The following is a 23113-nucleotide window of genomic DNA, read 5'->3' as shown; positions in this document are numbered from 1 at the left end:
CTCAGGTGCGTGCAGCGGCGCCGAGCGCGGCCTTCTCGACCTCGAGCACGGCCACGGAGTGCCGCTCCGCCTCGAAGGCGGCATGGCCGCCGCGGACGCCGAAGAGGCGCTTGGACCACACGAGGTAGGCGACTGCCGCGAGGTTGACCAGCAGCGCGGCCACCTTGATCGGGCTGACGTGGTGCGCAACCTCGTAGACCTCCCAGGGGATGAACGCCGAGGTGCCCACCACCGCGACGTACTCGCCCCAGCGCTTGAGCAGCCACAGCCCGATGCCCTCGAGGAACTGCAGGCCGGCGTACGCCGCGACGCCGACCGCTGCCCAGATCAGGGTGTCGTGGCCGAAGTGCATGGCCTTCTGGATGAGGTGGATCGGGCTGGTCTGCTCGACGTCGAGGTGCATCCGGTCGGCGACCGGCTTGAGCAGCGGCACGTAGGTGTCGAACCAGCGCTGGAGGCTGGTGCGGGCGCCGTCGAAGCGGTAGATGCCGTAGGCGATGCCGGCCAGGACCACACCGCGGAGCAGGCGCTCGACGGCGAGCAGGCGCAGAATGAAGGCGTCCTTGAGGGCCTTGCCGCGCAGCACGATCGGCGCGGAGTCCGACGGCCCGGAGAGCCGCGGCGGCCCCGGGACGTAGAGGTCGCAGCGCAGGCAGCGCCACGCCTCGCCCGCCGGCGTCGCGACGTGCAGGCGATCGGCGAGCGCCTCCTCGTCCGGGCGGAAGGTGACGTGGCCACGGGCACCGCACGACCGGAGGTTCCAGTCGCGCTTGTGCGGCTTCAGATCCATGGCCGCAGCATGTCAGGTCATCGGGCGCGACCGGCGGCGATCCAGCCCGACCAGCTGCCCGGGTAGAGCGCGGCCGGGATGCCGAGGAGCTCGAGCGCGACGATGTCGTGGCAGGCGGTCACGCCGCTGCCGCAGTAGACCGCCACGTCCTTGCCGACCCCCGTGCCGACGTGGCGGTAGGACTCGCGCAGCGCGCGTACGTCCTGGAAGTGGCCGTGGTTGTCCAGGTTCCACGACGTGGGGTGGTTGACCGCGCCGGGGATGTGGCCTGCCACCGGGTCGACCGGCTCGATCTCACCCCGGAAGCGTTCCGGTGCACGCGCGTCGATCAGCGTGCCGGCGGCCGCGATGCGGGCGGCGCCGTCGGCGTCCACCACCGGCATCGTGCCCGGCACGCCGTGGAAGTCGCCTGTCGCGGTCGGCACAGGCCCCGTCTCGACGTCTCCCCCGGCTGCCTGCCACGCCGACCACCCACCGTCGAGGAGCCGCACGTCGCGGTGCCCGTAGTGGCGCAGGAGCCACCAGGCGCGGGCAGCAGCGTGGCCGGCCCAGTCGTCGTAGACGACGACGGGGGTCTCGATGCCGACGCCGGCGCGCTGCATGGCGGCGACGAAGACCGCCGGGTCCGGCAGCGGGTGCCGACCACCCTCGCCGGGTGGTGCCGCCAGGTCGGCGTTCATGTCGACGTACGCCGCGCCGGGGACGTGGCCGGCCTCGTGCTCCTCCGGGCCACCCGGTCCACCCATCCGGTAGCGGACGTCGAGGACCACGGGGGCGGCCGGGGTGCCGAGCAGCGAGCGGAGCTCCTCGACACCGATCAGGGGCGACGTCGTCATGAGGGCCGCCGCTGCGGGGCGTTCTTGGCGGTCAACGCCGCATCGCGCGTGACGACGTCGCCCAGCGCGGCGTCGATCCGGGCGAGCAGGTCGGGCTCCAGCCGCACACCGGCCGCCTTGACGTTCTCGTGGACCTGCTCGGGCTGCGAGGCACCGACGATCGCGGACGCGACGTTGTCGTTCTGGAGGACCCATGCGATCGCGAGCTGGGCCGGGGTCAGGTCGACCTCGGCAGCGATCGGCACGAGCCCCTGGACGGCCGTCAGCACGTCGTCGCGGAGCCAGCGGCCGATCATGTCCGCCCCGCCCTTCTCGTCGGTGGCGCGCGAGCCTGCCGGGGGCGGGGAACCGGGCAGGTACTTGCCCGAGAGCACCCCCTGCGCGACCGGCGACCAGACGATCTGGGAGATCCCCAGCTCGCGCGAGGCGGGTACGACCTCGTCCTCGATGACCCGCCAGAGCATCGAGTACTGCGGCTGGCTCGAGATCAGCTGGATGCCGAGCTCCGTGGCCAGGGCGTGGCCGGCCCGCAGCTGGTCGGCGGTCCACTCGCTGACGCCGATGTAGAAGGCCTTCCCCTGGCGCACGACGTCGGCGAACGCCTGCATCGTCTCCTCGAGCGGCGTCTCGGTGTCGTAGCGGTGGGCCTGGTAGAGGTCGACGTAGTCGGTCTGCAGGCGACGCAGCGACCCGTTGATCGACTCCAGGATGTGCTTGCGCGACAGGCCGGAGTCGTTGTGCCCGCGCGGGCCGGTCGGCCAGTACACCTTGGTGAAGATCTCCAGCGACTCGCGCCGCTCGCCCTTGAGGGCCTCGCCGAGGACCGCTTCGGCCGCCGTGTTCGCGTAGACGTCCGCGGTGTCGTAGGACGTGATGCCGGCGTCGAGGGCGGCCCGCACGCACTGCGTGGCGACGTCGTTCCCGACCTGGGACCCGTGGGTGATCCAGTTGCCGTACGTGATCTCCGAGATCTTGAGCCCGCTGTTCCCGAGGTACCTGAAGTCCATGAGGCGAGTCTGCACCGCGGACCAAGGCGGCGGCACCGGCTGGCATGATTCTCCGCTGTGGCTGAACTGATCTTCCGTACCGGCACGATGGACGCCGGCAAGAGCACGCTGGCGCTCCAGACCAACCACAACCACGCGGCGCGCGGCCGCGTCGGCCTCATCTTCACCACCAACGACCGTGCCGGCGAGGCGGTCCTCTCGAGCCGGCTCGGGCTCACCCACCAGGCCGTCGAGGTCAACCCCGACTTCGACTTCTGGAAGTACGTCGTCCACTCGCTGACCGCCGGCGCCCGGATCGACTACCTCATCTGCGACGAGGCCCAGTTCTACACGCCGGCGCAGATCGAGGACCTCGCCAAGATCGTCGACGAGCTGCAGATCGACGTCTTCTGCTTCGGCATCCTCACCGACTTCCGCACCCGCCTCTTCCCCGGCTCGGCGCGGCTCGTCGAGCTCGCCGACCGCACCGAGGTCCTGCAGGTCGAGGCGCTGTGCTGGTGCGGCAAGCGGGCCACCCACAACGCCCGCACCGAGAACGGCGCCATGGTCACCGAGGGCGACCAGGTCGTCGTCGGCGACGTCGTCGAGGACGACGAGGTCCGCGTCGCCTACGAGGTGCTCTGCCGCCAGCACCACCGCCGCGCACTGACGGCCGCACGGGCCAAGGCCGTCTCGCTGGCCCCGGAGCCGCTCCCCTTCGGCTGACCGCCTCAGGCGATCAGGATCGGGATCTCCATCTCGTCACGGGTCAGCGACCCGTGCAGCCCGACCATCGTCTGCTCGCGCGGGAAGTCGGCCGTCGAGAAGACCGCCACGTCGTCGTGGCAGGCGACCATCACGTCGCCCAGCCGTGCCGCCACGCGGTCCTCGACGGGACCGAACCAGCCGCGGGCCACCGCCTCGTCACGGCTGAGCACCGTGGCCCGGTCGCCGAGGTGGCCGCGCCAGGCGGCGAGCACGTCGTCGAGGGCACCCTCGCGCACGTAGAGGTGCCGGAAGCGCGCCTCTCCCCCGACCAGCGTGACCCCGCGTCGCAGCTCGGGGAGCCGGTCCAGCTCGAAGCGCGAGGCGGCCGGGGAGTCGACCATCCCGTGGTCGGCGACGACCAGGAGGCGCACCGACGTCGGGAGGGCGTCGCGCAGGTCCTCGGCGAACTCGTCGATCGCCTGGAGCTCGACCAGCCACTCCGACGAGGCGACGCCGTACTGGTGGCCGGCCTTGTCGAGGTCGGCGTCGTAGACGTAGGTGAACGACGGCCCGTCGGCCGACTCGAGCGTCTCGGCCAGCCGGTCGCCCGGGGTGTCCGCCCCGCGGTACGTCGCGCCACGGTGCGCAGCCCGGGTCAGCCCGGAGGTGGCGAACTGCTTCTTGTTGACCGCCGCGGTGTAGATGCCGCGTGCGGCCAGCTGGGCGAACGCCGTCTCGTGCGGCTGGTACGCCAGCGGGTCGACGTCGCGGTCCCACTGCAGGTGGTTGAGGAGCTCACCGGTCTCCGGCACACGCGCGGTGTAGCCGACCAGGCCGTGCTGCCCGGGCACCAGGCCGGTTCCGAGGCTGGTCAGGCTGGTCGCCGTCGTCGACGGGACACCCGCCGTGCCGGCCGAGCCGCGCAGCGAGGTGAGGTACGGCGCGGCGTGCGCGTAGCGCTCCAGCAGCTGCTGACCGAGGCCGTCGACCAGCAGGACGACGTACGCCGGTGCGGATGGGAGCACGAGGCCCGACGGCGTCGTGCCGAGGGGCTTGCCGAGCGCGGCCGCCACGGCAGGCACGACGTCGGCGATCGACCGCTCGCCGTACGCCGGCAGGCGCAGGCCGGCCTCCGTGCGGCTCATCCCTGGGTGTGCGCGCTCAGAGAGGCCGCGAAGGCCAGCAGCCGGTCGACCTCGTCCTGCCCCTCCGCTGCTGCACTGACGCGGAGGGAGAAGTCGTCGGAGGCGAGCACGCCGGTGTAGCCGTGGTCGGCGTCGCAGTTGGGGTCGCTGCAGCCCGCGGGCTCGAGGTCGATGCGTCCGACGCCGCCCCAGCCGATGGTGAGCACGGCCTCGGCAGCCGGCTGTGCGCCACGGTCCGGGTTGGTGACCATGCGGGTGACGACGACGGACTTCACGCTCGACAGGGCGATGGCCTCGGTACTGGTGGAGGTGTACGGCTGCGGCAGCAGGTCGTCACCCCCGTGCTCGTCGGTGTGGGCCAGGATCAGCCGGCTCGGGGTCAGGACGACCACGGTGATGTGGCGGCGTACCTCGTCGTGCTCGATCGTCGGCTCGTGGTGGACGTGGAAGTCCACGATCTCCTCGCCGGCCAGCGCGGTCGCCACGCCGTCGAAGACCACCTCGGGGTAGTACCCCGTGCGCTCGATCGCGCGCTTCAAGCTGCTCGTTGCCATGGGCCCGAGTCTGTCACGCCTTGCGCTCGCGGACCTGCGAGCGGGCGATGGTGCTCGCGATGTCGAGCACCGACTCGACGGTCGCGTGGAGGCTCGCACGCGTGGCGTCCTCGGGCAGCGGCATGGTGATGAAGGAGGTGATCAGCCGCGTCGTCCAGGTGATCGCGGTGCGCGGGTCGACGTCGGGCCAGGCACCCGACGCGACCCGCGCCCGGATGATCGGCGTCAGGCGCGGCTCCGCGATCTCGAGCACGATGGGCAGCAGGCGCGGCAGCTGGGCGTTGAGGATCTCCGGGTGGCGCGCCAGGATCGCGCGGAGCGCGGGGTGCTCGCGCGCCTCGGTCACCATGTCGACGACCAGGTTGACGTAGTCCTGGAACGGGTCGGCCGAGGTCTCCGCGCGCTGCACGACCTCCTCGACGACGCGCTGCAGCTCGGCCCGCATCAGCGAGTCGTAGAGCTCGGTCCGGTCACGGAAGTGCCGGTAGAGCGTGGGGCGCGAGACCTGCGCCCGCTCGGCGATCGTCGTGATCAGCCGCGGTCGCGGACCATGCTCGCGCAGCACCTGCGCGGCCGCATCGAGGATGCGCTCCCGCAGGTCGTTCCGACCAGCCACTCCGACTCCGTCCTTCGCTGTGTCCTCATTATCGCGGACGCTCAGGCTACGCGCAGACGCAACGTTTTCACGATTTCATGGTTACACTTCCGCCGTTTTGTAACGCAGGAAGGACGGGCATGACCGAGCCGACGATCTTCGACTTCCCCACGGTCCCGGGCTGGAACCGGGTCTGGTGGGCCTCCGCCCGCGCTCTCCGCCCGCTGCTCGTCGCGCTCACCCGGACCACGTGGAGCGGCACGCCCCAGACACCTGCCGAGGGCGGCGCGATCATCGCCCTCAACCACATCTCCCAGGTCGACCCGATCCTGACGACGCACTTCATGATCGAGCACGAGGGCCGGGTGCCGTCGTTCCTCGCCAAGGAGAGCCTCTTCCGCAACCGGTGGGTCGGCTGGTGGTTCCGCGCGACCGACCACGTCCCGGTGGACCGGTCCGCCGGCGGACTGTCGATCGGTCCGGCCGTCGAGGCCGTGCGGAAGGGCGCCGTGATCCTCGCGTACGTCGAGGGCACCATCACCCGCGACCCGGACGGGTGGCCGGTGACGGCGAAGACCGGCACGGCCCGCATCGCGCTCGAGACCGGCGCTCCCGTCATCCCGGTTGCCCAGTGGGGCGCCCAGGAGCTGATGCCCGCCTACTCCGGACGCCTCCGCGTGCGCCTGTGGAACCAGCCGGAGGTCGCCTTCCGCATCGGCTCCCCCGTCGACCTCTCCGACCTCGTCGGCCGCCAGGCCGACCCGGTTGCCGTCGCCGAGGCGACGGGCCGGATCATGCAGGCGATCGTCGCCGAGCTCGAGGTGCTGCGCGGCGAGAGCGCGCCGGTCACCCGCTTCAGCCGCGCGGACGAGGCCGTCTGATGACCACGGCCCTCGACCTCCTCGCGCGCCGCATGTCCGGCGAGACCTCCGACGGCGCACGCCTGGCCCTCGTCGTCGAGGGCGGCGGCATGCGGGGCGTCATCTCCGCCGCCATGGCGGCGGCCCTGGAGGAGATCGGCGCGACACGGCACTTCGACCTCTTCGTCGGCACCTCCGCAGGCGCCACCAACACGCTCGCTGCCGCGTGCGGGCGGTCGCGCGCCCTGAGCGACCTGTACCCCTCGGCGTACGTCTCCCGTGATCTGATCGACCCGCGCAACCTGCTGCGCGGGCGGCCGGTGGTCCACGGCCAGCGGGTCATCGACGTGACCATGGAGTCCCTCGGGCTGGACACGCGGATCCGCGACGTCACCGCGCCGGTCGCCCTCGTGGCGACGCGCCTGAGCGACGGGGTCGCAGTCCCCCTGACCCAGCTCCGTGAGGCCGGCGAGCTCGCCGGCGCCCTCCTCGCCAGCTGTGCCCTCCCCCTGGTCGGCGGCCCGCCCGTCGTCCACGCGGGCGAGCGCTGGCTGGACGGGGGCGTCTCCGAGGCGATCCCGGTCCGCGCAGCCGCCTCCCTGGGCGCGACGCACGCGATCGTCCTCGCCACCCGCCCGGACGGCGCAGCTCCGGGCCGCGGCCCGATGGACCGGCTGATCGAGCGGTACCTCGGCCGCCACGGTGACGAGATCGCCGCCGCGTACCGTGCCCGCCCCGAGCGGTACGCCGCCGACCGCGCTGCCATGACCTCCGGAGAGCTGGCCGGCGTCCGGACGGCGGTGCTGGCCCCCGGTCCTCACGACCCCATCCCGAGCCGGACCGAGCGCGACGCCGCCCGCATCCGGATCACCCACGACGCCGCGTACCGTCGGGCCTTCGAGCTCCTCCGCGGCGCCGGCCTGCTCGACGACCAGACCACCCTCACGAACGGAGCCTGACGTGCTGCCCGACCAGCCGCTCTTCTACTCGGCCCTCAAGTACGCCCTCCTCGCGCCGTGGCTCAAGCTCGCGCTGCAGCCGAAGGTGATCGGCCGCGAGAACGTGCCGGCCTCCGGCGGCGTCCTGCTCGCGGGCAACCACCTGTCCTACCTCGACTGGCTCGTCGTGCCGATGTCGCTGCCGCGGATGGTGCGCTACGTCGCGAAGGCGGAGTACTTCGAGGGCACGGGGCTGCAGGGGGCGTGGCACCGGTTCTTCTTCACCAACACCGGCAACGTCCCGATCGACCGCTCCGGCGCCACCGCCGCCGAGGGAGCGATGATCACCGCCAAGCGGATCCTCAACGAGGGCCACATCTTCGGCATCTACCCCGAGGGCACGCGCTCGCACGACGGCCGCCTCTACAAGGGCAAGACCGGGGTCGCCCGGATCGCCTTCGACACCAAGGTCCCCCTCGTCCCCGTCGCCGTCATCGGCACCGACACGCTGGCTCCTCCGGGCAGGATCGCGGGTCGCTGGACCCGCCCGACCATCATCTTCGGTGAGCCGATCGACCTCTCGCCGTGGGAGGGACGCGAGGAGACCCGCGAGGCACAGCGCGAGCTGACCGACGTCGTGATGGAGCGAATCGCAGCGCTGTCCGGCCAGGAGTACGTCGCCGACACCTACTGCGCCGACGCGAAGCGTGCGCTCAGGGCCTCCCGCAACGAGTGACGCCGGGTCGATGATGGCGTCGTGACCTCATCTGCCGCCGCCCTGCTCGCCCTGCACCAGGGGCCGGGCTTCGTCCTCCCCAACGCCTGGGACGCCGGGTCCGCCCGCATCCTCGCCGGGTGCGGCTTCCCGGCCATCGCCACGACGAGCGCCGGCGTCGCCTGGTCGCTGGGCGTCCCCGACGGCGGACTGGTCCCGCGCGAGGTGATGCTCGACCACGTGGCCTCGATCGTCGACGCCGTGCCCGTGCCGGTGACCGCCGACCTGGAAGACGGCTACGCGACCTCGCCCTCGGGCGTCGCGGCGACGGTGTCGCTGGCCGTCGACGCCGGAGCCGTGGGCGCCAACCTCGAGGACATCGCGGACGGCGCCCTCTTCTCCGTCGCCGAGGGCGCGGAGCGCATCGCTGCCGCGCGGTCGGCTGCCCCCGCCGGGGCCTTCGTCATCAACGCCCGCACGGACACCTACTTCGCGGGGTCCTTCGAGGACCCGTTCGCGGAGACGATCCGGCGCGCCCACGCCTACCTCGAGGCGGGAGCCGACTGCATCTTCGTCCCGGCCGTGCGTGATGCCGCGACGATCGAACGGCTCGCGCGCGAGATCCCCGCGCCGCTCAACATCGTGGCCGGCCTGGCGAACACCATCCCGGCACCCGAGCTCTTCGCCCTCGGTGTGAAGCGGGTCAGCCTCGGCGGCAGCATCGCGCGTGCCGCCTTCGCCCTGCTCGAGCGGGCCGGGCACGAGCTGCTGGCCACCGGCACGCTGGGCTTCCTCGACGGCGCGATCAGCTACCCGGACCTGCAGGACCGGATGCGCTCCTGAGGAACCGGTCGAGGGCGTCGTCGAAAGCCCGGCCCGGCTCGAGCGTAGGGCCGACCCGCACCCCGTCGTGCCGCAGGACGAGCGCGGGATAGCAGTCGTCGCCGCTGCCGACTGCCGTCCACTCCCCCTGGCCCGTGGCGAAGGTCAGCGTCCAGACGGTGCCCCCGAGCATCGCGGGGCAGCCATGGATGTTCTCCACCGTCATCGCCGCCGGCTGCCGGTTGACCAGGTCCACCACGCGGCGTACGACGGCGGGGTCGGTGAGGCGCCGCACGGCTGTGCGGGACGCGGGCCGGTGCCCTGTGGTCGCGGCCCTGACCCGGCGGAGCGTCACGGACGCGGCGTCGTCCGGCACCAGCGCCGTCCGCACGAAGCGCGCCGCGACGAAGGTGTCGACCCGGACGACGATGCCGCCGGCACGCTCCACGATCGCGAGGTTGAGCACGCTGCCGGTGTGGGTGGCCGTGCTCGCCCCGAGCAGGTCGACGTCGTACTCCGTCCTGCCCATCGACATGCTCTGCGACGGCGTGCCGTCCTCGAGCCGCAGCCCCTTCGGCACGTGGGAGGCGACCCAGCTCCCGAGGTCACCCAGCCCGAGCGGGACGGTCCACCACGTCGTGCGCTGGAACCGCGGGTCGGACGGGCTCACGCCGAGCGTCGCCCGCCGGAACTGGTCGAGGGGCGACCTGCTCCACTCGCGCGCACCTGCCGGCATCGGCACCGCGTGCAGCAGCCAGTCGGCGTACGCGGCGGTGGCGGCCTCGTTGTCGTGGGTCGTGCGCGGCGGCGGAAGCTGTGGCCCGCGTGACGTCGCGACAGCAGGCCGTTCAGGCGCCGCGGCACGGTCCGCCGTGCAGGCGGCGAGACCGGCGAGGCTGGCAGTGAGGGCCGCACCGGCGACCACGCGGACGAGGGCGGAACACATGGGCGTCATCCTCCTCGGACGCGACCGGCCGTGTACCGGTTCCGCCGAACCCTTCAGCCGATGCTCTCGGCGAGCGCCACGACGATGCCGCTCGGCCCGCGGAGGTAGCAGAGCAGGTAGACGTCTTCGTAGCTGGCGACCTGCCCGAGCAGGGTCGCGCCGTGCCGGGCGAGCCGCTCGACCCTCTCCTCGATGTCGTCGACCTCGAACATCACGCGGTGCAGTCCGATCGTGTTCGGCGGCAGGTGCGGCGGCTCGGTCGTGCTCGCCGGCGGGCGGTCGTAGGCAGTGAGCTCGAGGCGGCCACTGCCGTCGGGCGTCCGCATCATCGCGATCTCGGTGCGTACGCCGACCAGGCCGGTGCACTCGTCGGCGACCGCTCCCTCGACGAACTGGCGTCCCTCGAGGTCGAGGCCGAGCTCGTCGAAGAAGCCGATCGCCGCGTCGAGGTCCTCCACGACGATCGCGACGTTGTCCATGCGCACGGTGGTCACGTGCCCAGCGTATGCACGTCCACGCGGTGACCGAGCTACTTCTCGAAGCCCCGTAGGAGCCGAGGAAGATACGTGCGCTCGAGCTCGCCATGGTCGAGGTTCTCCGGTTCGACCAGGCTCTGGGCGAGACCCCCCTCGCGCAGGGCGATCAGGTAGCGGCAGAAGTGGTCGACCCCCGCCGGCGACGTCACGCCAGCCGCAGCCAGCAGCCGGGTGACCACCGGGGTGAGCATCGCGCGGGCGCGGGCATCGTGCTCCGCGACCTTCCGCGCTGCGTCGCTGTTGCGGATCGCGAACAGCGTGAACTCCGAGCTGATCAGGAACCAGTCGCGCTCCTCGGGCCGGATGTGCGCGAAGGGGGCGATCAGCTCCTCGACGGTCAAGCTCTCGACGTCCAGTGCTTCGAGGCGCTGCCGGATCGTCTCGATGGCCTCCGCGGCATGTGCGTCGAAGAGCGTGAAGAACAGCTCGTCCTTCGACTCGAAGTTCGAGTAGAAGGCACCGGTGGTGTAGCCCGCCTGACGACAGATCTCGCCGATCGAGGTCGCCCCGACCCCCTGCCGGGCGAACAGCTCACCGGCTGCCGCCAGCAGCTTCGCGCGCGTCTCCGGACGTCGCTTCGTTGGCCCCTTCGGCACCGGACTCCCCCGCATCTGGACGACTCGAACTCGACCCTTGACATGATAGCGAATCAAATCCGATAGTGATCACAATCCGATTGCGATCACTATCGAGAGGGTCCGCCATGGACGAGGACATGAAGGCACTGCTGGAGCGGGCTCTCGGCCCGTTCCCGGACGACTGCGACCTCCCCCTGCCCCCGATGGGGCTGTCGGTCGAGGAGGAACGCCAGCAGCGACTGCGCGACCTCGCCGTGGCGTTCCGGGTCTTCGGCAAGCTCGGCTTCTCCGAAGGCGTCGCCGGCCACATGACGGCGCGCGACCCGGAGGACCCCGACCTCTTCTGGGTGAACCCCTTCGGGATGAGCTTCAACCAGATCCGGGTGAGCGACCTGATCTGTGTAGACCACAAGGGCCACGTCGTGCATGGTCGCCGCCCGGTCAACGCGGCCGCCTTCGTGATCCACGCCCAGGTCCACGAAGCGCGCCCGGACGCCGTCGCGGCCGCGCACACGCATTCGCTGTACGGCAAGGCGCTGTCCTCGCTCGGCATCCCCCTCGACCCGATCACCCAGGACGCATGCGCGTTCTACAACGATCACGGGCGCTACGACGACTACCGCGGAACCGTCCTCGCTGAGGAGGAAGGCAAGAACATCGCGGCAGCGATCGGTGGCCACAAGGCGGCGATCCTGCGCAACCACGGCCTGATCACAGTAGGGACGACCGTGTCCGCCGCCGCGTGGTGGTTTGTGACCATGGAGCGCTCCTGCCAGGCACAGATGATCGCCATGGCGGCCGGCACCCCCACCCTGATCGATCACGACACCGCGACCCTGACCCACAGCCAGATCGGCAGCGACCTGGTCGGCTGGTTCCAGTTCCGTCCGCTGTGGGAGCAGATCGTTGCCACCCAGCCGGACGTGTTCGAGTGAGACGAGTGACATGAGCATCCATGACTGGTGGGCGGCGGGCACGATGGTCCCGCTACGCCTCAGCGACACCGAACGCAGCATCTTCGTGCGCTCGACGGGATCCGGCCCCACGGTGACCCTGCTGCACGGATACCCGAGCTGCTCCCACGACTGGTCCGCAGTCGCAGACCAGCTGGCCGGCGACCACACGCTGCTGATGCCCGACCTCCTGGGCTTCGGAGCCTCGGACAAGCCCTCCCCGCACGCCTACTCGATCCACGAGCAGGCCGACCTGGTCGAGGCCCTGTGGGCGCACCATGCGACGACCTCGACGGTGCTCGTCGCTCACGACTACTCCGCGACCGTGGCCCAGGAGCTCCTTGCGCGTCACGCCGAAGAGCGCCTGAGTGTCCGACTGACCGCGGTGCTGCTGCTCAACGGCGGCATCTACCCCGACCTCCACCGCCCCGAACCCGTGCAGACCGCCCTGCTCGATCCCGTCCAGGGGCCGCTCGTGAGCGCCGCGATGACCCGGGAAGCGATGACCCAGGCACTCCGCCCGACCTTCGCGGCAGACTTCGACTTCCAGGACGCCGCCGACGACATCTGGGCCGCCAACACACGCGGTCACGTCAACATCCACGACACGATCAGCTACATCACCGACCGCAGGACCCATGCCGACCGGTGGGTCAGCGCGCTCGAGGGCACCGGCATCCCGCTCAGCTTCGTGTGGGGCCTGCTCGACCCGATCTCAGGCGCGCACATGATCGAGCGCGTCCACACCAACATCCCGACCGCGGTGGTCAACGAGCTCGGCCACGTCGGTCACTGGCCACTCATCGAAGCACCCGAAGCGGTCGCCGACGCCGTCAGGGGTCTCACCTAGTCGCGGTCAGCGTACGGGTCGCAGCCTGCCCTGGAACGTCGCCGCTCCGGACCCAACCAGGCAGTGCAGCCCTGCTCAGTGCAGCGTGTCGCCCGGCAGCGGGTTGAGACGCCGCGCGAACCAGTCGGCCCGGGCGTCGGTGACCGGCTGCACGCGGATCGAGGCCGAGAGGACGGACGCGCCCGTCGGCGACGCCAGGACGAGTGGCAGCGAGATGTTGTGCACCTGCGGCAGGTCGTTCTTCAGGCGCGCGACGCGGAGCAGCAGGTCCTCCACGGCGTCGACGTCGACGATGTCGGAGCCGCGGTAGCCGAAGAGCATGGGCGAGCCCTTGATCTCGCGGGTCATCGCGCGGGCGTCGTGGATCGACAGCGGCGGGATGCGCCAGGAGCGGTCGCCGAGGAGCTCGGAGACCGGGCCGGCGATGCCGAAGGAGATCACCGGTCCGAAGAGCGGGTCCTCCTCGGCGGTGATCGAGACCGGCACGCCCTGCGGAGCCGTCGGCTGCACGACGAACGCCGCCTCGTCGGGGTGCTCCACCCGGCCCCGCAGCAGCGCCCACGCCTGGCGCATCTCCCCCGCGTCGCGGATGTGGCGCCACGAGTGCACCAGGTCCGGACGCTGCCGGAACCGGTCGGCGGTCGCCTTGAGGACGACGTCCCAGCCGAGATCGGAGGCAGCGGCGATCGCGTCCTCGACGGTGTCGGCGGGCAGCGAGGGCCACAGCTCCATGCCGTACGCCGCGAGCAGGTCGCGCGCCTCGGCGTACTCGAGGACCCTGCCCCGCGGGGCGAGGGTGAGCACCTGCTCGACGACCTCGCGGCCGCCGACCGGGTCGACGAGGACCTCGGCGGCCTCGTGCTGCGGGAGCCGGAGCCACACGGCGTACTCGACGACCTTCGCGAGGGCCCGGACAGCCGACTCGACCGCAGGATAGGAGGGCACGGAGCCGCGGCCCGCGGCCCCACCGGACGCGTCGCGGACGCGGAGCTGCGGCGGGACACCCTTCTCGCCGAGGAAGGTCGAGACGATCGGCTTGGTCGACGTGGCGGCCGCGGCGGCGAGGGCCGTCGCCGGCTCCGCGGCCGAGGTGTTGAGCGGCGGCAGCCAGACGGCGACGACGGCGTCGATGTCGTCGGAGGCGATCGCCTCCCGCAGCGCCGCCTCGAAGTCCGCAGCCGTCGCGCGCGCACCGAGGTCGAACTGCTTCGCCACGACCAGGCCCGACGACGCCGAGGCATCGCGCGCGAGCAGGCCGATGGCGTCGGAGTTGCCGACGATCGCGACCCGGCGGCCACCCGGCAGCGGCTGGTGCGCGAGCACCTGGGCCACGTCGAACATCTCCTCCAGGGTGTCGACCTGGATCACGCCGGCCTGGCGGAACATCGCGTCGACTGCTCCCGGCGGGGTCATCGCCGTGCGGACCTGGTGGCCCATCGGCACACCCTGCGTGGTGCGGCCCGACCGGACCGCGACGATCGGCTTCTTGCGCGAGACGCGGCGCGCGATGCGCGAGAACTTGCGCGGGTTGCCCATCGACTCCATGTAGAGCAGGACGACCTCGGTGGAGTCGTCCTCCTCCCAGTACTGCAGGAGGTCGTTGCCGGAGACGTCGGCACGGTTGCCCGCGGAGACGAACGTCGACAGGCCGAGGCCTCGGGCGTTGACCTTGTCGAGGATCGCGGAGCCGAGGGCACCGGACTGGCAGAAGAAGCCCGCGCGGCCTCGCGCCGGCATGTGCGGCGAGAGCGAGGCGTTGATCGAGACATCGGGGTCGGTGTTGATGACGCCGAGGCAGTTGGGGCCGATCAGGCGCAGGCCGTAGGAGCGCGCGAGCCCGACGAGCTTGCGCTGCCGCTGCCGGCCCTCGTCGCCGGTCTCGGCGAAGCCCGACGAGATGACGACCAGGCCCTTGACGCCCTTGGCCGCGCAGTCGAGCACGACGTCCTGCACCGCGTCGGCCGGGACGGCGACGATCGCGAGGTCGACCTCGTCGGGGATCTCCCCCACGGTCGCGTACGCCGCGAGGCCGCTCACCGACTCCCCCGCCGGGTTGACCGCGTAGACCCGCCCGGTGAAGTCGCCGGTGACCAGGTTGCGCACCAGCGCCTGGCCGATGGAGCCCTGGCGCCGCGACGCGCCGATCACCGCGACGGAGCGGGCAGCGAGGAACTGCGCGATCGCCGCCGACTCCGAGCGGTGCTCGCGGTCCTGCATGACGCCGATGGCCGTGGTGGTCGGGTCGATGTCGAAGCCGAGCGTCATCACGCCGTCCTCGACGCCGCCCATGACCTGGTAGCCCGCCGCCTCGAAGGTCGCGATCATCCGCTTGTTGTCGGGCAGGACGTCGGCGGTGAACCGGCGTACGCCGCGCTCCCGGCCTGCCTGGGCGAGGTGCTCCAGCAGGATCTGGGCGATGCCGCGGCCCTGGTGGCGGTCCTCGACCAGGAACGCCACCTCGGCCTCCCCCGGGGCGACGACGTCGAAGCGGCCCACGGCGATGATCCGCCCGGCGAGCTCCATCACGAAGGCGATCCGGTTCGTGTGGTCGACCCGGGTGAAGATCGCGATCTCGCGGGTGGAGAGCTTCGGGCGCGGCGCGAAGAAGCGGTAGTACTTCGAGCGGTCCGAGACGCGCGCGTAGAACTGCTCGAGCCCGGCGGCGTCATCGGGACGGATCGGACGAATGTGCGCCGTGCCGCCGTCGAGCAGCAGCACATCGGCCTCCCAGTGGTGCGGGGGCAGAGGAGTCTCCGGCGCGGCTTCGCTCACGGGGAGAAATCTACGGGAGACTGCCCCCATGGCACGCCGCAGCACCCCCGCACCGCCCCCTGAGGACTTCGAGGAGCACATCCTCGACATCGACGTCCGCGACGAGATGCGCTCGTCGTTCCTCGAGTACGCCTACTCCGTCATCTACTCGCGCGCCCTCCCCGACGCGCGCGACGGCCTCAAGCCGGTGCAGCGACGCATCCTCTACACGATGAACGACATGGGCCTGCGGCCCGACCGCGGCCACGTCAAGAGCGCCCGCGTGGTCGGCGAGGTCATGGGTCGCCTGCACCCGCACGGCGACTCCGCGATCTACGACGCGATGGTCCGCATGGCGCAGCCCTGGTCGATGCGCGTGCCGTTCATCGACGGCCACGGCAACTTCGGCTCGCCCGACAACGGCCCGGCCGCGATGCGTTACACCGAGGCGCGGATGTCGCCGGCGGCGCTGGCGATGACCGCCTCCATCGACGAGGACACCGTCGACTTCAAGCCCAACTACGACAGCCGCGAGCTGGAGCCCACCGTGCTCCCGTCCGCTCTTCCGAACCTCGTCGTCAACGGCACGACCGGCATCGCGGTCGGCATGGCGACGAACATGGCACCCCACAACCTGGTCGAGACGGTCCAGGCACTGCGCCACCTGATCACCCACCCGAAGGCGTCGGTCGACGACCTGATGCGCTTCATCCCCGGGCCGGACCTGCCGACCGGCGGCAAGATCATCGGCCTCGACGGCATCCGCGACGCCTACGAGACCGGCCGCGGCTCCTTCAAGATGCGGGCCACGGCGCGGGTCGAGACGATGGGGCGCAAGAAGGCGATCGTCGTCACCGAGATGCCCTACAACGTCGGCATCGAGAAGGTCGTCGAGCGGATGAAGTCCCTCGTCCAGGCGAAGAAGCTGCAGGGCATCTCCGACGTCAAGGACCTCTCCGACATGGCCAACCCGACGCGGCTGGTCATCGAGGTCAAGAACGGCTTCCACCCCGAGGCGATCCTCGAGCAGCTCTACAAGCAGACTCCGCTCGAGGAGTCCTTCTCGATCAACGCGGTCTGCCTCGTCGAGGGCCAGCCGCGCACGCTCGGGCTCAAGGAGCTGCTCGAGGTCTTCCTCGGGCACCGCTTCGACGTCGTACGCCGTCGCTCGGCGTTCCGCCGCGGCAAGGCAGCCGACCGGCTGCACCTGGTCGAGGGCCTCCTGATCGCGATCCTCGACATCGACGAGGTCATCCAGGTGATCCGGTCCTCGGACAACGCGGCGGCCGCCAAGGAGCGCCTCATCGACATCTTCGAGCTGTCGGAGGTGCAGGCCGACTACATCCTCGACATGCCGCTGCGCCGCCTGACCAAGTTCAGCCGCCTCGAGCTGGAGAAGGAGCAGGAGGACCTGCGGCGCACGATCGAGGAGCTCGACGCGATCCTGGCCGACGAGAAGCTGCTCCGGAAGGTCGTCTCCGACGAGCTCGCGGAGGTCGCCAAGACCTACGGCACCCCGCGCCGCACCGTGCTCCTGGAGTCGGCGGGGGTCGCCGTCACCAGCGCCGTGCCGCTGGAGGTGGCCGACGACCCGTGCTTCGTCTACCTCTCCTCCTCCGGCCTCCTCGCCCGTACGACGTCGGCCGACGCGCCGGGCCAGGGCGGACCTCGCGGCAAGCACGACGTGGTGGTCTCCGCCGTCCGGGCGACCGCGCGTGGTGAGATCGGCCTGCTGACCACCCAGGGCCGCGTCATCAAGCTGGGCGTCCTCGACCTCCCGACGCTGCCGTCGACGGCCAACGACCCGCACCTGACCGGCGGGGCGCCCGTCTCGGAGTTCGTCGAGCTGGCGGCGGGCGAGCGCGTGCTCGCGCTGACCTCGTTCGCCGAGGGCTCGCTCGGGCTCGCGGTCGGCACCCGCCAGGGCATCGTCAAGCGGGTCAACCCGGAGTACCTCTCCAACAAGGACGACTGGGAGTTCATCAGCCTCAAGGACGGCGACGAGGTCGTCGGCGCGCTGGAGCTGACCGACCGCACCGAGACGCTCTGCTTCATCACCTCCGACGCGCAGCTGCTGCACTTCGCTGCCGAGGGCGTGCGCCCCCAGGGTCGTGCCGGTGGCGGCATCGCCGGCATCCGCCTCGCCGACAAGGCCACGGTGGCCTGGTTCGGCGCGGTCTCCGACGACGCCGTCGTGGTGACCGCCTCGGGCTCCTCGACCGCCCTCCCGGGGACCGAGGCCGGCTCGGTCAAGGTCACCCCGTTCACGGAGTACCCGCCGAAGGGTCGCGGCACGGGCGGCGTCCGCTGCCACCGCTTCCTCAAGGGCGAGGACACGCTGGTCTTCGCGTGGGCCGGCGAGCCGCCCGCACGCGCCGCGGCAGCCAGCGGCGCCCCCGTCGACCTCCCCGAGGTCGACCTGCGGCGCGACGGGTCCGGCGTACCGCTGGCGCAGCCGATCGTGGCGTGCTCCGCCACGGTCACCGTGCAGCTCGGCACCGCTGTGGCAGGCTGACCGCATGCGCGTCCTGACCGCGGCGATCGCCGCGTCCCTGCTCCTGCTGCCCGCCTGCTCGTCCGACACGGCCAAGCCCGCCGGAGCGACGCCGCAGAAGGTCATGGAGACCGCCGCGGACAAGCTGGACGCCACCTCCGGCGTCGAGCTGCTGCTGACCTCGGCCGGGCTCCCGGACCAGGGCAACGGCTTCGTGCTGGTCGGCGGCGAGGGCACCGCGGTGAAGCCCGACGCCTTCGAGGGGACACTGCAGATCAAGGCGCTCGGACTGAGCACGTCCGCGCAGGTGGTCGCCACCGGCGGCAAGGTCTGGATCAAGAACGACCTGCTCGGCCCCGGCTTCAAGAAGATCGAACCCGCGCAGTACGGCGTGCCCGACCCGGGTGCGCTGCTCGCGGCCGACGGCGGCGTGAGCGACCTGATCGCCGAGACGACCCAGCTCGACGAGGGCGACACCGTGCGTGGCGGCGAGGACAACAAGGACGTGCTCACCGAGTACACCGGCGTCCTCACCGGAAGCCAGATCCAGAAGGTCCTCGGCATGGGTGCAGGTGACTTCAAGGCGCGCTACGAGGTCGACTCCGAGGGCTACCTGCGCACCGTCGAGCTCACCGGCGCCTTCTACGCGGGCGAGCCGGACGCGACCTACACCGTCTCGCTGAAGAAGTACGACGTCTCCAAGGAGATCACCGCCCCGTGACCGGCTCGCGTCGTCCGTCGGCGCTGCTGGCGATGGCGGCCGTCGCGGTCGCCTTCGCGGCCGCCGACACCTATGTCGTGGTGCTCGCGCTGCCCGACATGATGGCGACGCAGCAGATCCCCGTCACCGAGCTGCAGCGTGCGGCACCGATCGTCTCCGGCTTCCTGCTCGGCTACGTCGCGATGCTGCCGCTGATCGGCCGGCTCGCCGACCTCCGTGGTCGGCTGCCGGTGCTGGTGCTGTGCCTGGGCATCTTCGCGGTCGGCTCGTTCGTGACCGCCTTCTCGGCCGACTTCGGCTCGATGGTGGCCGGGCGGTTCATCCAGGGTGTCGGGGGCGGCGGCCTCGTCCCTGCGACGCTGGCTCTCGTCGCCGACCTCTATCCCCCGTCGCGCCGCGCCGTGCCGCTCGGCGTCGTCTCGGCGGTGCAGGAGATCGGCAGCGTGCTGGGCCCGCTGCTGGGCGCGGTCGTGCTGGCCGTGTGGTTCTGGCAGGCGATCTTCCTGCTCAACGTGGTCGTCGCGGTGGCCCTGCTGGTCGCACTGCGCGTGCTCGCCGGCTCCGAGGTGCCCGCGGACGGTGCACGCGCTCGCGCCGGCCTGGGTTCCCTCGACTGGCTCGGCCTCGCGGCGCTCGGCCTCGCCGGAGCCAGCTACATCGTGCTCGTCCTCCGCCCGTCGTCGCTGCAGCGCGACCTGTTCTGGGGCCGGCTCTTCATCCCGTACGCCGGCGACTCCGACTGGACCACTCCCCTGGGCCTCGCGGTGGTCGGCGCCCTCGTCGCGCTGCTGCTGCGCTGCACCTTCGCGCGGCGTCCCCTGGTCGACGTACGGGCATGGGTGGGGGCGCTGCGCCAGGCGGACGTCCTCGGCGCCCTGCTGATCGCGACCGTGCTCGGCGGGATCGTGCTCGCCTTCGCGACCGCCGACCCTGCCGTGCAGCTCTTCGCCCCGGAGGGCCACTGGTACCTCCTCGGCGCCGCGGTCGCGCTGGTCGCGCTCGCGGTGCACCTGGGCCGGTCGCCACGGCCGCTGGTCGACCCGCGCAGCCTGCGCGAGCGCCCCGCCTGGGGCGCGCTGGTGGTCAGCTTCCTCGTCGGCGCCGCGCTGATCGCAGCCCTGGTCGACATCCCGATCTTCGCGCGCACGACGCGCTATCCGGAGTCGCAGCTGATGGCGGCGCTCGTGCTCGTGCGCTTCCTGGCGGCCCTGCCCGTCGGGGCCTGGGCCGGCGGGCTCGCGACGCGCCGCTTCGGGGCGGCCTGGGTGGCGGCGACCGGGCTCGTCGCGGCCGCCTGCGGCTTCGCGCTGATGACCCGCTGGGACGACTCCTCCCTCGACAGCGTGGTCACGCCGACGGCTGCGCTGGTGCTGGCCGGCGTCGGGTTCGGTCTCGCACTCGCTCCGGTGACGACCTCGCTGCTGGCCCACACGCCGGCGGACGCCCACGGCGTGAGCGCGGCACTGGCCGTCGTCGCGCGGATGATCGGCATGCTGGTGGGCCTCTCCGCCCTGACCGCGGTCGGGCTGCACCGCTTCCACATCGCGGTCGAGGCCGGGCGCTCCCCTGCCGCCGCGGCGCTCGTCCAGGAGCAGACCGTCTTCGCCGGCGCGGCCGTGTGCTGTGCCGCCGCGGCCGTGGTCGCCCTCCTGGTGCTGCGGGGCGGCGCGGATCAGACGCGTGCGTCCAGCCACCTCAGCTGAGCGGGCAGCACCTTCCTCCAGTAGGCCGCGTCGTGTGCCCCGGGCCGCCAGTGGACGCCTGCCGAGGGCAGCTCGCGGTGCAGCTCCTGCACGCCGGGCACGAACGGGTCGCGCTCGCCGCAGTCGACCCGCACGGCCAGGTGCGACAGGTCGGTGAGCCGCCGCCGGTTGCCGAGGACGGACCACCGCGCGAAGTCGCTCGCGCCGTCGTAGGCGCCGGGGGCGGTGTCGGCGTAGCGCGACCACAGCGCGGGGCTCGTCGCGACGACCGGACCCGAACGGCGTACCTCCGTGGCGAGCACGAGCGCGCCGTAGCCGCCCATGGACCAGCCCAGCCAGGCGGGTCGTGACACGTCCAGGCCCTTCTGCTCGAGCAGGGGCAGGAAGTGGTCGAGGACCAGGGCACGCGGGTCCCGACCGGCGGCGCGCGGGTGCCAGTAGTCGTGCTCGCCGCCGTCGATGCCCGCGATCGCGAAGCGGGCGCCGGAGGCGGCGTGGACCTCGTCGACGGCGACCTTCCGACGCCACTGGTCGGCGTCGTTGTAGGCGCCGTGCAGGGCGATCACCACCGGGACCTGATCGCCACCGCCGGCGGGCCGGCTGATCCACCAGCCCGAGCCTCGCAGCGTGCCGTGCTCGAGCCGGTGGTGGCGGACGCCGGGGACACGATCGGCCTCGACGAGCGCCCCCGCACCGGCGACCACCGCCGTGCCGGTCACCCCCAGGGTCAGCAGTCCGCGTCGTGTCAGGCCCACGGGCGCACGCTAGTGGCCGCGCCGGGCAGTTGAACTGGTTTTCAAGTGCTGAGGTCGACGTACCACCGTGCGAACCAGGCAATGTGCCCGACATGTGCGGTCCGTTAGTTTCCTGACCATGAACGACTTCGATGACCTCCTGGCCGCCAACAAGGCGTACGCCGCGGACTTCCAGTTCTCGGGCTTCGACGGCATCGCGCACGCGGGTGTCGCGATCGTGACCTGCATGGACTCCCGCATCGACCCGCTCGGGCTGCTCGGCCTCAAGCCGGGCGACGCGAAGATCCTCCGCAACCCCGGCGGCCGCGTCGACGACCTCACCCTCGACGCGCTCGTCGTCGCGGTGCACATGCTCAAGGTCGACCGCATCCTCGTCGTCCCCCACACGCGCTGCGCCGTGGCCAGCAACAGCGAGGAGGTCCTGCGCGAGCGCCTCGACGCCTCGGCCGGCCAGGACACCTCGTGGCTCACCCTGCCGGTCACCAACGGCCAGGCCGAGTCGCTCGTCGCCGACGTGCGCCGCGTCCAGGCCCACCCGCTGATCCCGGACACCGTCAAGGTCGGCGGCTTCGTCTACGACGTCGACAGCGGCCTGCTCGAGCAGAAGGTCTGACCCCCGGCACACGCAAGGGGTGGGCTCCTCGTCACGTGGCTGACGGGGAGCCCACCCCTTCGTCGTTTCGGGCTCAGTCGCCCTTCACGTTCACCAGCTGCCGCAGCGTGTGCCGGATCTCGACCAGGTCGGCGGCGTCCGCCATCACCTGGTCGATGTCCTTGTACGCCGCCGGGATCTCGTCGATGAATGCGTCGGTGTCGCGGTACTCGATGCCCACCATCGCCGCACGCAGCTCGTCGTGGGTGAACGTGCGCCGCGCGGCCGAGCGGGAGTACGTCCGGCCTGCCCCGTGCGGCGCCGAGTGGAACGACGCCGGGTTGCCCAGCCCCCGCACGACGTACGACGCCGTGCCCATCGAGCCGGGGATCAGGCCGTCACGCCCTGCTGCTGCGTTGATCGCACCCTTCCGCGTCAGCCACACGTCCCGGCCGAGGTGGTGCTCCCGCTCGGTGTAGTTGTGGTGGCAGTTGATCTCCTCGAGCCTCTCCACGTCACCGTCGACCCACTCGGAGAGCTGCCGGACCACCCGGTCCATCATCTCCTCGCGGTTGAGCAGCGCGTAGTGCTGCGCCCACTGCATCTGGCCGATGTAGGCGTCGAACTCCGCCGTGCCCTCGACCAGGTAGGCCAGGTCGCGGTCGGGCAGCTCGACGAAGTGCCGGCGGCAGTACTCCTGCGCGACCTTGATGTGGCGCTGCGCGATCCGGTTGCCGACGCCCCGCGAGCCGGAGTGCAGGAAAAGCCACACCCGGCTCAGCTCGTCGGCCGTCACCTCGATGAAGTGGTTGCCCGACCCGAGCGTGCCGAGCTGCAGCTCCCACCGGGCCGCGTAGGTCGCCGGGTCGAAGCCGGCCTGCTCGGCCAGCACGGTCAGCTCCTGCAGCCGCTGACCGGTGTGCTCACGGCTCACCTTCCGGTTGGCCGCGCCCGCGCTGAGCGGCACCGCGCGCTCGATCGCCTCCCGCAGGGGCCGACGGTCGGTCGGCAGGTCGCCGACGGCGTACTGGGTCCGCACCGCGATCATGCCGCAGCCGATGTCGACACCGACCGCAGCCGGCATGATCGCGCCGACCGTCGGGATGACGGACCCGACCGTGGCGCCGAGGCCCAGGTGGGCGTCGGGCATCAGCGCGAGGTGCGGCTCGACGAACGGCATCGTCGCCGTCCGCACCGCCTGCTCCCGCGTGTTGTCCTCGAGGAGCGAAGCCCAGTTCAGCAGCTTCGCGTTGATCTTCTCCATGGTCCTTTCACCTTCTCGTTC

Annotated in this window: 23 protein-coding genes; 11 read left to right on the top strand and 12 right to left on the bottom strand. The window is 71.7% G+C overall.

Going from position 1 to position 23113, the window contains the following annotated elements; translation table 11 throughout:
• Window position 1: 1 nt before the first annotated feature.
• From Q5722_RS13930 to Q5722_RS13920, 3 genes are read right to left on the bottom strand one after another with little or no spacing between them, the layout of a single operon-like run.
• Window positions 2-790: a DUF2127 domain-containing protein gene (locus tag Q5722_RS13930; RefSeq protein WP_305028862.1), complete on the bottom strand. Its 789-nt coding sequence runs from the start codon at window positions 788-790 to the stop codon at window positions 2-4.
• A gap of 17 nt (window positions 791-807) precedes the next feature.
• Window positions 808-1626 carry a sulfurtransferase gene (locus Q5722_RS13925; RefSeq protein WP_305028861.1) on the bottom strand — a complete coding sequence of 273 codons (819 nt, stop codon included), beginning with the start codon at window positions 1624-1626 and terminating at the stop codon, window positions 808-810.
• Window positions 1623-2633 carry an aldo/keto reductase family protein gene (locus Q5722_RS13920; protein WP_305028860.1) on the bottom strand — a complete coding sequence of 337 codons (1011 nt, stop codon included), beginning with the start codon at window positions 2631-2633 and terminating at the stop codon, window positions 1623-1625. The genes Q5722_RS13925 and Q5722_RS13920 overlap by 4 nt, the downstream gene beginning before the upstream one ends.
• A 57-nt stretch (window positions 2634-2690) precedes the next feature.
• Between Q5722_RS13920 and Q5722_RS13915 the strand changes: the two genes are divergently transcribed.
• Window positions 2691-3338, top strand: a complete 648-nt coding sequence (locus Q5722_RS13915; RefSeq protein WP_305028859.1) for a thymidine kinase — start codon at window positions 2691-2693, stop codon at window positions 3336-3338.
• A 5-nt stretch (window positions 3339-3343) separates the two neighbouring features.
• Here Q5722_RS13915 and Q5722_RS13910 read toward each other — a convergent pair whose 3' ends face one another.
• From Q5722_RS13910 to Q5722_RS13900, 3 genes are read right to left on the bottom strand one after another with little or no spacing between them, the layout of a single operon-like run.
• Window positions 3344-4465, bottom strand: a complete 1122-nt coding sequence (locus tag Q5722_RS13910; RefSeq protein WP_305028858.1) for an alkaline phosphatase family protein — start codon at window positions 4463-4465, stop codon at window positions 3344-3346.
• A complete protein-coding gene (locus tag Q5722_RS13905) occupies window positions 4462-5019 on the bottom strand; it encodes a DUF5998 family protein (RefSeq protein ID WP_305028857.1) in 558 nt (185 codons plus the stop codon). Before Q5722_RS13905 ends, Q5722_RS13910 begins: the two co-directional genes overlap by 4 nt.
• A gap of 13 nt (window positions 5020-5032) precedes the next feature.
• Window positions 5033-5635, bottom strand: a complete 603-nt coding sequence (locus tag Q5722_RS13900) for a TetR/AcrR family transcriptional regulator (protein ID WP_305028856.1) — start codon at window positions 5633-5635, stop codon at window positions 5033-5035.
• Window positions 5636-5754: 119 nt separating this feature from the next.
• Between Q5722_RS13900 and Q5722_RS13895 the strand changes: the two genes are divergently transcribed.
• The 4 genes from Q5722_RS13895 to Q5722_RS13880 are packed head-to-tail and all read left to right on the top strand — an operon-like array spanning window position 5755 to window position 8970.
• Window positions 5755-6495 carry a lysophospholipid acyltransferase family protein gene (locus tag Q5722_RS13895; protein WP_305028855.1) on the top strand — a complete coding sequence of 247 codons (741 nt, stop codon included), beginning with the start codon at window positions 5755-5757 and terminating at the stop codon, window positions 6493-6495.
• The gene (locus tag Q5722_RS13890) at window positions 6495-7433 is read left to right on the top strand and encodes a patatin-like phospholipase family protein (protein WP_305028854.1); all 939 of its coding nucleotides are present in this window, start codon (window positions 6495-6497) and stop codon (window positions 7431-7433) included. The genes Q5722_RS13895 and Q5722_RS13890 overlap by 1 nt, the downstream gene beginning before the upstream one ends.
• 1 nt (window position 7434) lies before the next feature.
• Window positions 7435-8148, top strand: a complete 714-nt coding sequence (locus Q5722_RS13885) for a lysophospholipid acyltransferase family protein (RefSeq protein WP_305028853.1) — start codon at window positions 7435-7437, stop codon at window positions 8146-8148.
• A gap of 21 nt (window positions 8149-8169) precedes the next feature.
• Window positions 8170-8970, top strand: coding sequence for an isocitrate lyase/PEP mutase family protein (locus Q5722_RS13880; protein WP_305028852.1), 801 nt, complete (start codon window positions 8170-8172; stop codon window positions 8968-8970).
• Here Q5722_RS13880 and Q5722_RS13875 read toward each other — a convergent pair.
• The 3 genes from Q5722_RS13875 to Q5722_RS13865 are packed head-to-tail and all read right to left on the bottom strand — an operon-like array spanning window position 8933 to window position 11027.
• Window positions 8933-9895, bottom strand: coding sequence for a hypothetical protein (locus tag Q5722_RS13875; RefSeq protein ID WP_305028851.1), 963 nt, complete (start codon window positions 9893-9895; stop codon window positions 8933-8935). The two genes, Q5722_RS13880 and Q5722_RS13875, sit on opposite strands and share 38 nt — an antisense overlap.
• A gap of 53 nt (window positions 9896-9948) precedes the next feature.
• Complete coding sequence (locus Q5722_RS13870) at window positions 9949-10389, bottom strand: VOC family protein (protein ID WP_305028850.1); 441 nt, start codon at window positions 10387-10389, stop codon at window positions 9949-9951.
• A gap of 35 nt (window positions 10390-10424) precedes the next feature.
• Complete coding sequence (locus Q5722_RS13865) at window positions 10425-11027, bottom strand: TetR/AcrR family transcriptional regulator (RefSeq protein WP_305028849.1); 603 nt, start codon at window positions 11025-11027, stop codon at window positions 10425-10427.
• A gap of 107 nt (window positions 11028-11134) precedes the next feature.
• Here Q5722_RS13865 and Q5722_RS13860 point away from each other — a divergent pair, with 107 nt between their 5' ends.
• Together Q5722_RS13860 and Q5722_RS13855 are read left to right on the top strand one after the other, a co-directional pair.
• Window positions 11135-11944: a class II aldolase/adducin family protein gene (locus Q5722_RS13860; protein ID WP_305028848.1), complete on the top strand. Its 810-nt coding sequence runs from the start codon at window positions 11135-11137 to the stop codon at window positions 11942-11944.
• Window positions 11945-11954: 10 nt separating this feature from the next.
• The gene (locus Q5722_RS13855) at window positions 11955-12812 is read left to right on the top strand and encodes an alpha/beta fold hydrolase (RefSeq protein ID WP_305028847.1); all 858 of its coding nucleotides are present in this window, start codon (window positions 11955-11957) and stop codon (window positions 12810-12812) included.
• A gap of 75 nt (window positions 12813-12887) precedes the next feature.
• Here the strand turns inward: Q5722_RS13855 and Q5722_RS13850 are convergent, their stop codons facing one another.
• Window positions 12888-15584: a bifunctional acetate--CoA ligase family protein/GNAT family N-acetyltransferase gene (locus tag Q5722_RS13850; protein ID WP_305028846.1), complete on the bottom strand. Its 2697-nt coding sequence runs from the start codon at window positions 15582-15584 to the stop codon at window positions 12888-12890.
• 28 nt (window positions 15585-15612) lie between these two features.
• Between Q5722_RS13850 and Q5722_RS13845 the strand changes: the two genes are divergently transcribed.
• From Q5722_RS13845 to Q5722_RS13835, 3 genes are read left to right on the top strand one after another with little or no spacing between them, the layout of a single operon-like run.
• Complete coding sequence (locus Q5722_RS13845) at window positions 15613-18078, top strand: DNA gyrase/topoisomerase IV subunit A (protein ID WP_305028845.1); 2466 nt, start codon at window positions 15613-15615, stop codon at window positions 18076-18078.
• Window positions 18079-18082: 4 nt separating this feature from the next.
• Window positions 18083-18778 carry an LppX_LprAFG lipoprotein gene (locus tag Q5722_RS13840; RefSeq protein ID WP_305028844.1) on the top strand — a complete coding sequence of 232 codons (696 nt, stop codon included), beginning with the start codon at window positions 18083-18085 and terminating at the stop codon, window positions 18776-18778.
• Window positions 18775-20481 (top strand): MFS transporter, encoded by a 1707-nt coding sequence (locus Q5722_RS13835; protein ID WP_369415033.1) that lies wholly within the window; start codon window positions 18775-18777, stop codon window positions 20479-20481. Before Q5722_RS13840 ends, Q5722_RS13835 begins: the two co-directional genes overlap by 4 nt.
• Here Q5722_RS13835 and Q5722_RS13830 read toward each other — a convergent pair.
• Window positions 20451-21236: an alpha/beta hydrolase-fold protein gene (locus Q5722_RS13830; RefSeq protein WP_305028843.1), complete on the bottom strand. Its 786-nt coding sequence runs from the start codon at window positions 21234-21236 to the stop codon at window positions 20451-20453. The two genes, Q5722_RS13835 and Q5722_RS13830, sit on opposite strands and share 31 nt — an antisense overlap.
• A gap of 118 nt (window positions 21237-21354) precedes the next feature.
• Between Q5722_RS13830 and Q5722_RS13825 the strand changes: the two genes are divergently transcribed.
• Window positions 21355-21849 carry a beta-class carbonic anhydrase gene (locus tag Q5722_RS13825; protein WP_305028842.1) on the top strand — a complete coding sequence of 165 codons (495 nt, stop codon included), beginning with the start codon at window positions 21355-21357 and terminating at the stop codon, window positions 21847-21849.
• A 73-nt stretch (window positions 21850-21922) separates the two neighbouring features.
• On the opposite strand, the gene Q5722_RS13820 is transcribed toward Q5722_RS13825, so the two are convergent.
• Window positions 21923-23092, bottom strand: coding sequence for an RtcB family protein (locus Q5722_RS13820; protein ID WP_305028841.1), 1170 nt, complete (start codon window positions 23090-23092; stop codon window positions 21923-21925).
• Window positions 23093-23113: the final 21 nt, after the last annotated feature.

This window comes from Nocardioides jiangxiensis (assembly GCF_030580915.1).
GTDB lineage: Bacteria > Actinomycetota > Actinomycetes > Propionibacteriales > Nocardioidaceae > Nocardioides > Nocardioides jiangxiensis.
The sequence above is the reverse complement of the archived record's forward strand: the minus strand, read 5'-3'. Positions and strand labels throughout refer to the sequence as shown.

Coding starts and splice junctions, on each gene's coding strand:
- Q5722_RS13930 (WP_305028862.1), bottom strand. CDS start 790: ATGGATCTGAAGCCGCACAAGCGCGACTGGAACCTCCGGTCGTGCGGT.
- Q5722_RS13925 (WP_305028861.1), bottom strand. CDS start 1,626: ATGACGACGTCGCCCCTGATCGGTGTCGAGGAGCTCCGCTCGCTGCTC.
- Q5722_RS13920 (WP_305028860.1), bottom strand. CDS start 2,633: ATGGACTTCAGGTACCTCGGGAACAGCGGGCTCAAGATCTCGGAGATC.
- Q5722_RS13910 (WP_305028858.1), bottom strand. CDS start 4,465: ATGAGCCGCACGGAGGCCGGCCTGCGCCTGCCGGCGTACGGCGAGCGG.
- Q5722_RS13905 (WP_305028857.1), bottom strand. CDS start 5,019: ATGGCAACGAGCAGCTTGAAGCGCGCGATCGAGCGCACGGGGTACTAC.
- Q5722_RS13895 (WP_305028855.1), top strand. CDS start 5,755: ATGACCGAGCCGACGATCTTCGACTTCCCCACGGTCCCGGGCTGGAAC.
- Q5722_RS13890 (WP_305028854.1), top strand. CDS start 6,495: ATGACCACGGCCCTCGACCTCCTCGCGCGCCGCATGTCCGGCGAGACC.
- Q5722_RS13875 (WP_305028851.1), bottom strand. CDS start 9,895: ATGTGTTCCGCCCTCGTCCGCGTGGTCGCCGGTGCGGCCCTCACTGCC.
- Q5722_RS13860 (WP_305028848.1), top strand. CDS start 11,135: ATGGACGAGGACATGAAGGCACTGCTGGAGCGGGCTCTCGGCCCGTTC.
- Q5722_RS13855 (WP_305028847.1), top strand. CDS start 11,955: ATGAGCATCCATGACTGGTGGGCGGCGGGCACGATGGTCCCGCTACGC.
- Q5722_RS13845 (WP_305028845.1), top strand. CDS start 15,613: ATGGCACGCCGCAGCACCCCCGCACCGCCCCCTGAGGACTTCGAGGAG.
- Q5722_RS13840 (WP_305028844.1), top strand. CDS start 18,083: ATGCGCGTCCTGACCGCGGCGATCGCCGCGTCCCTGCTCCTGCTGCCC.
- Q5722_RS13825 (WP_305028842.1), top strand. CDS start 21,355: ATGAACGACTTCGATGACCTCCTGGCCGCCAACAAGGCGTACGCCGCG.
- Q5722_RS13820 (WP_305028841.1), bottom strand. CDS start 23,092: ATGGAGAAGATCAACGCGAAGCTGCTGAACTGGGCTTCGCTCCTCGAG.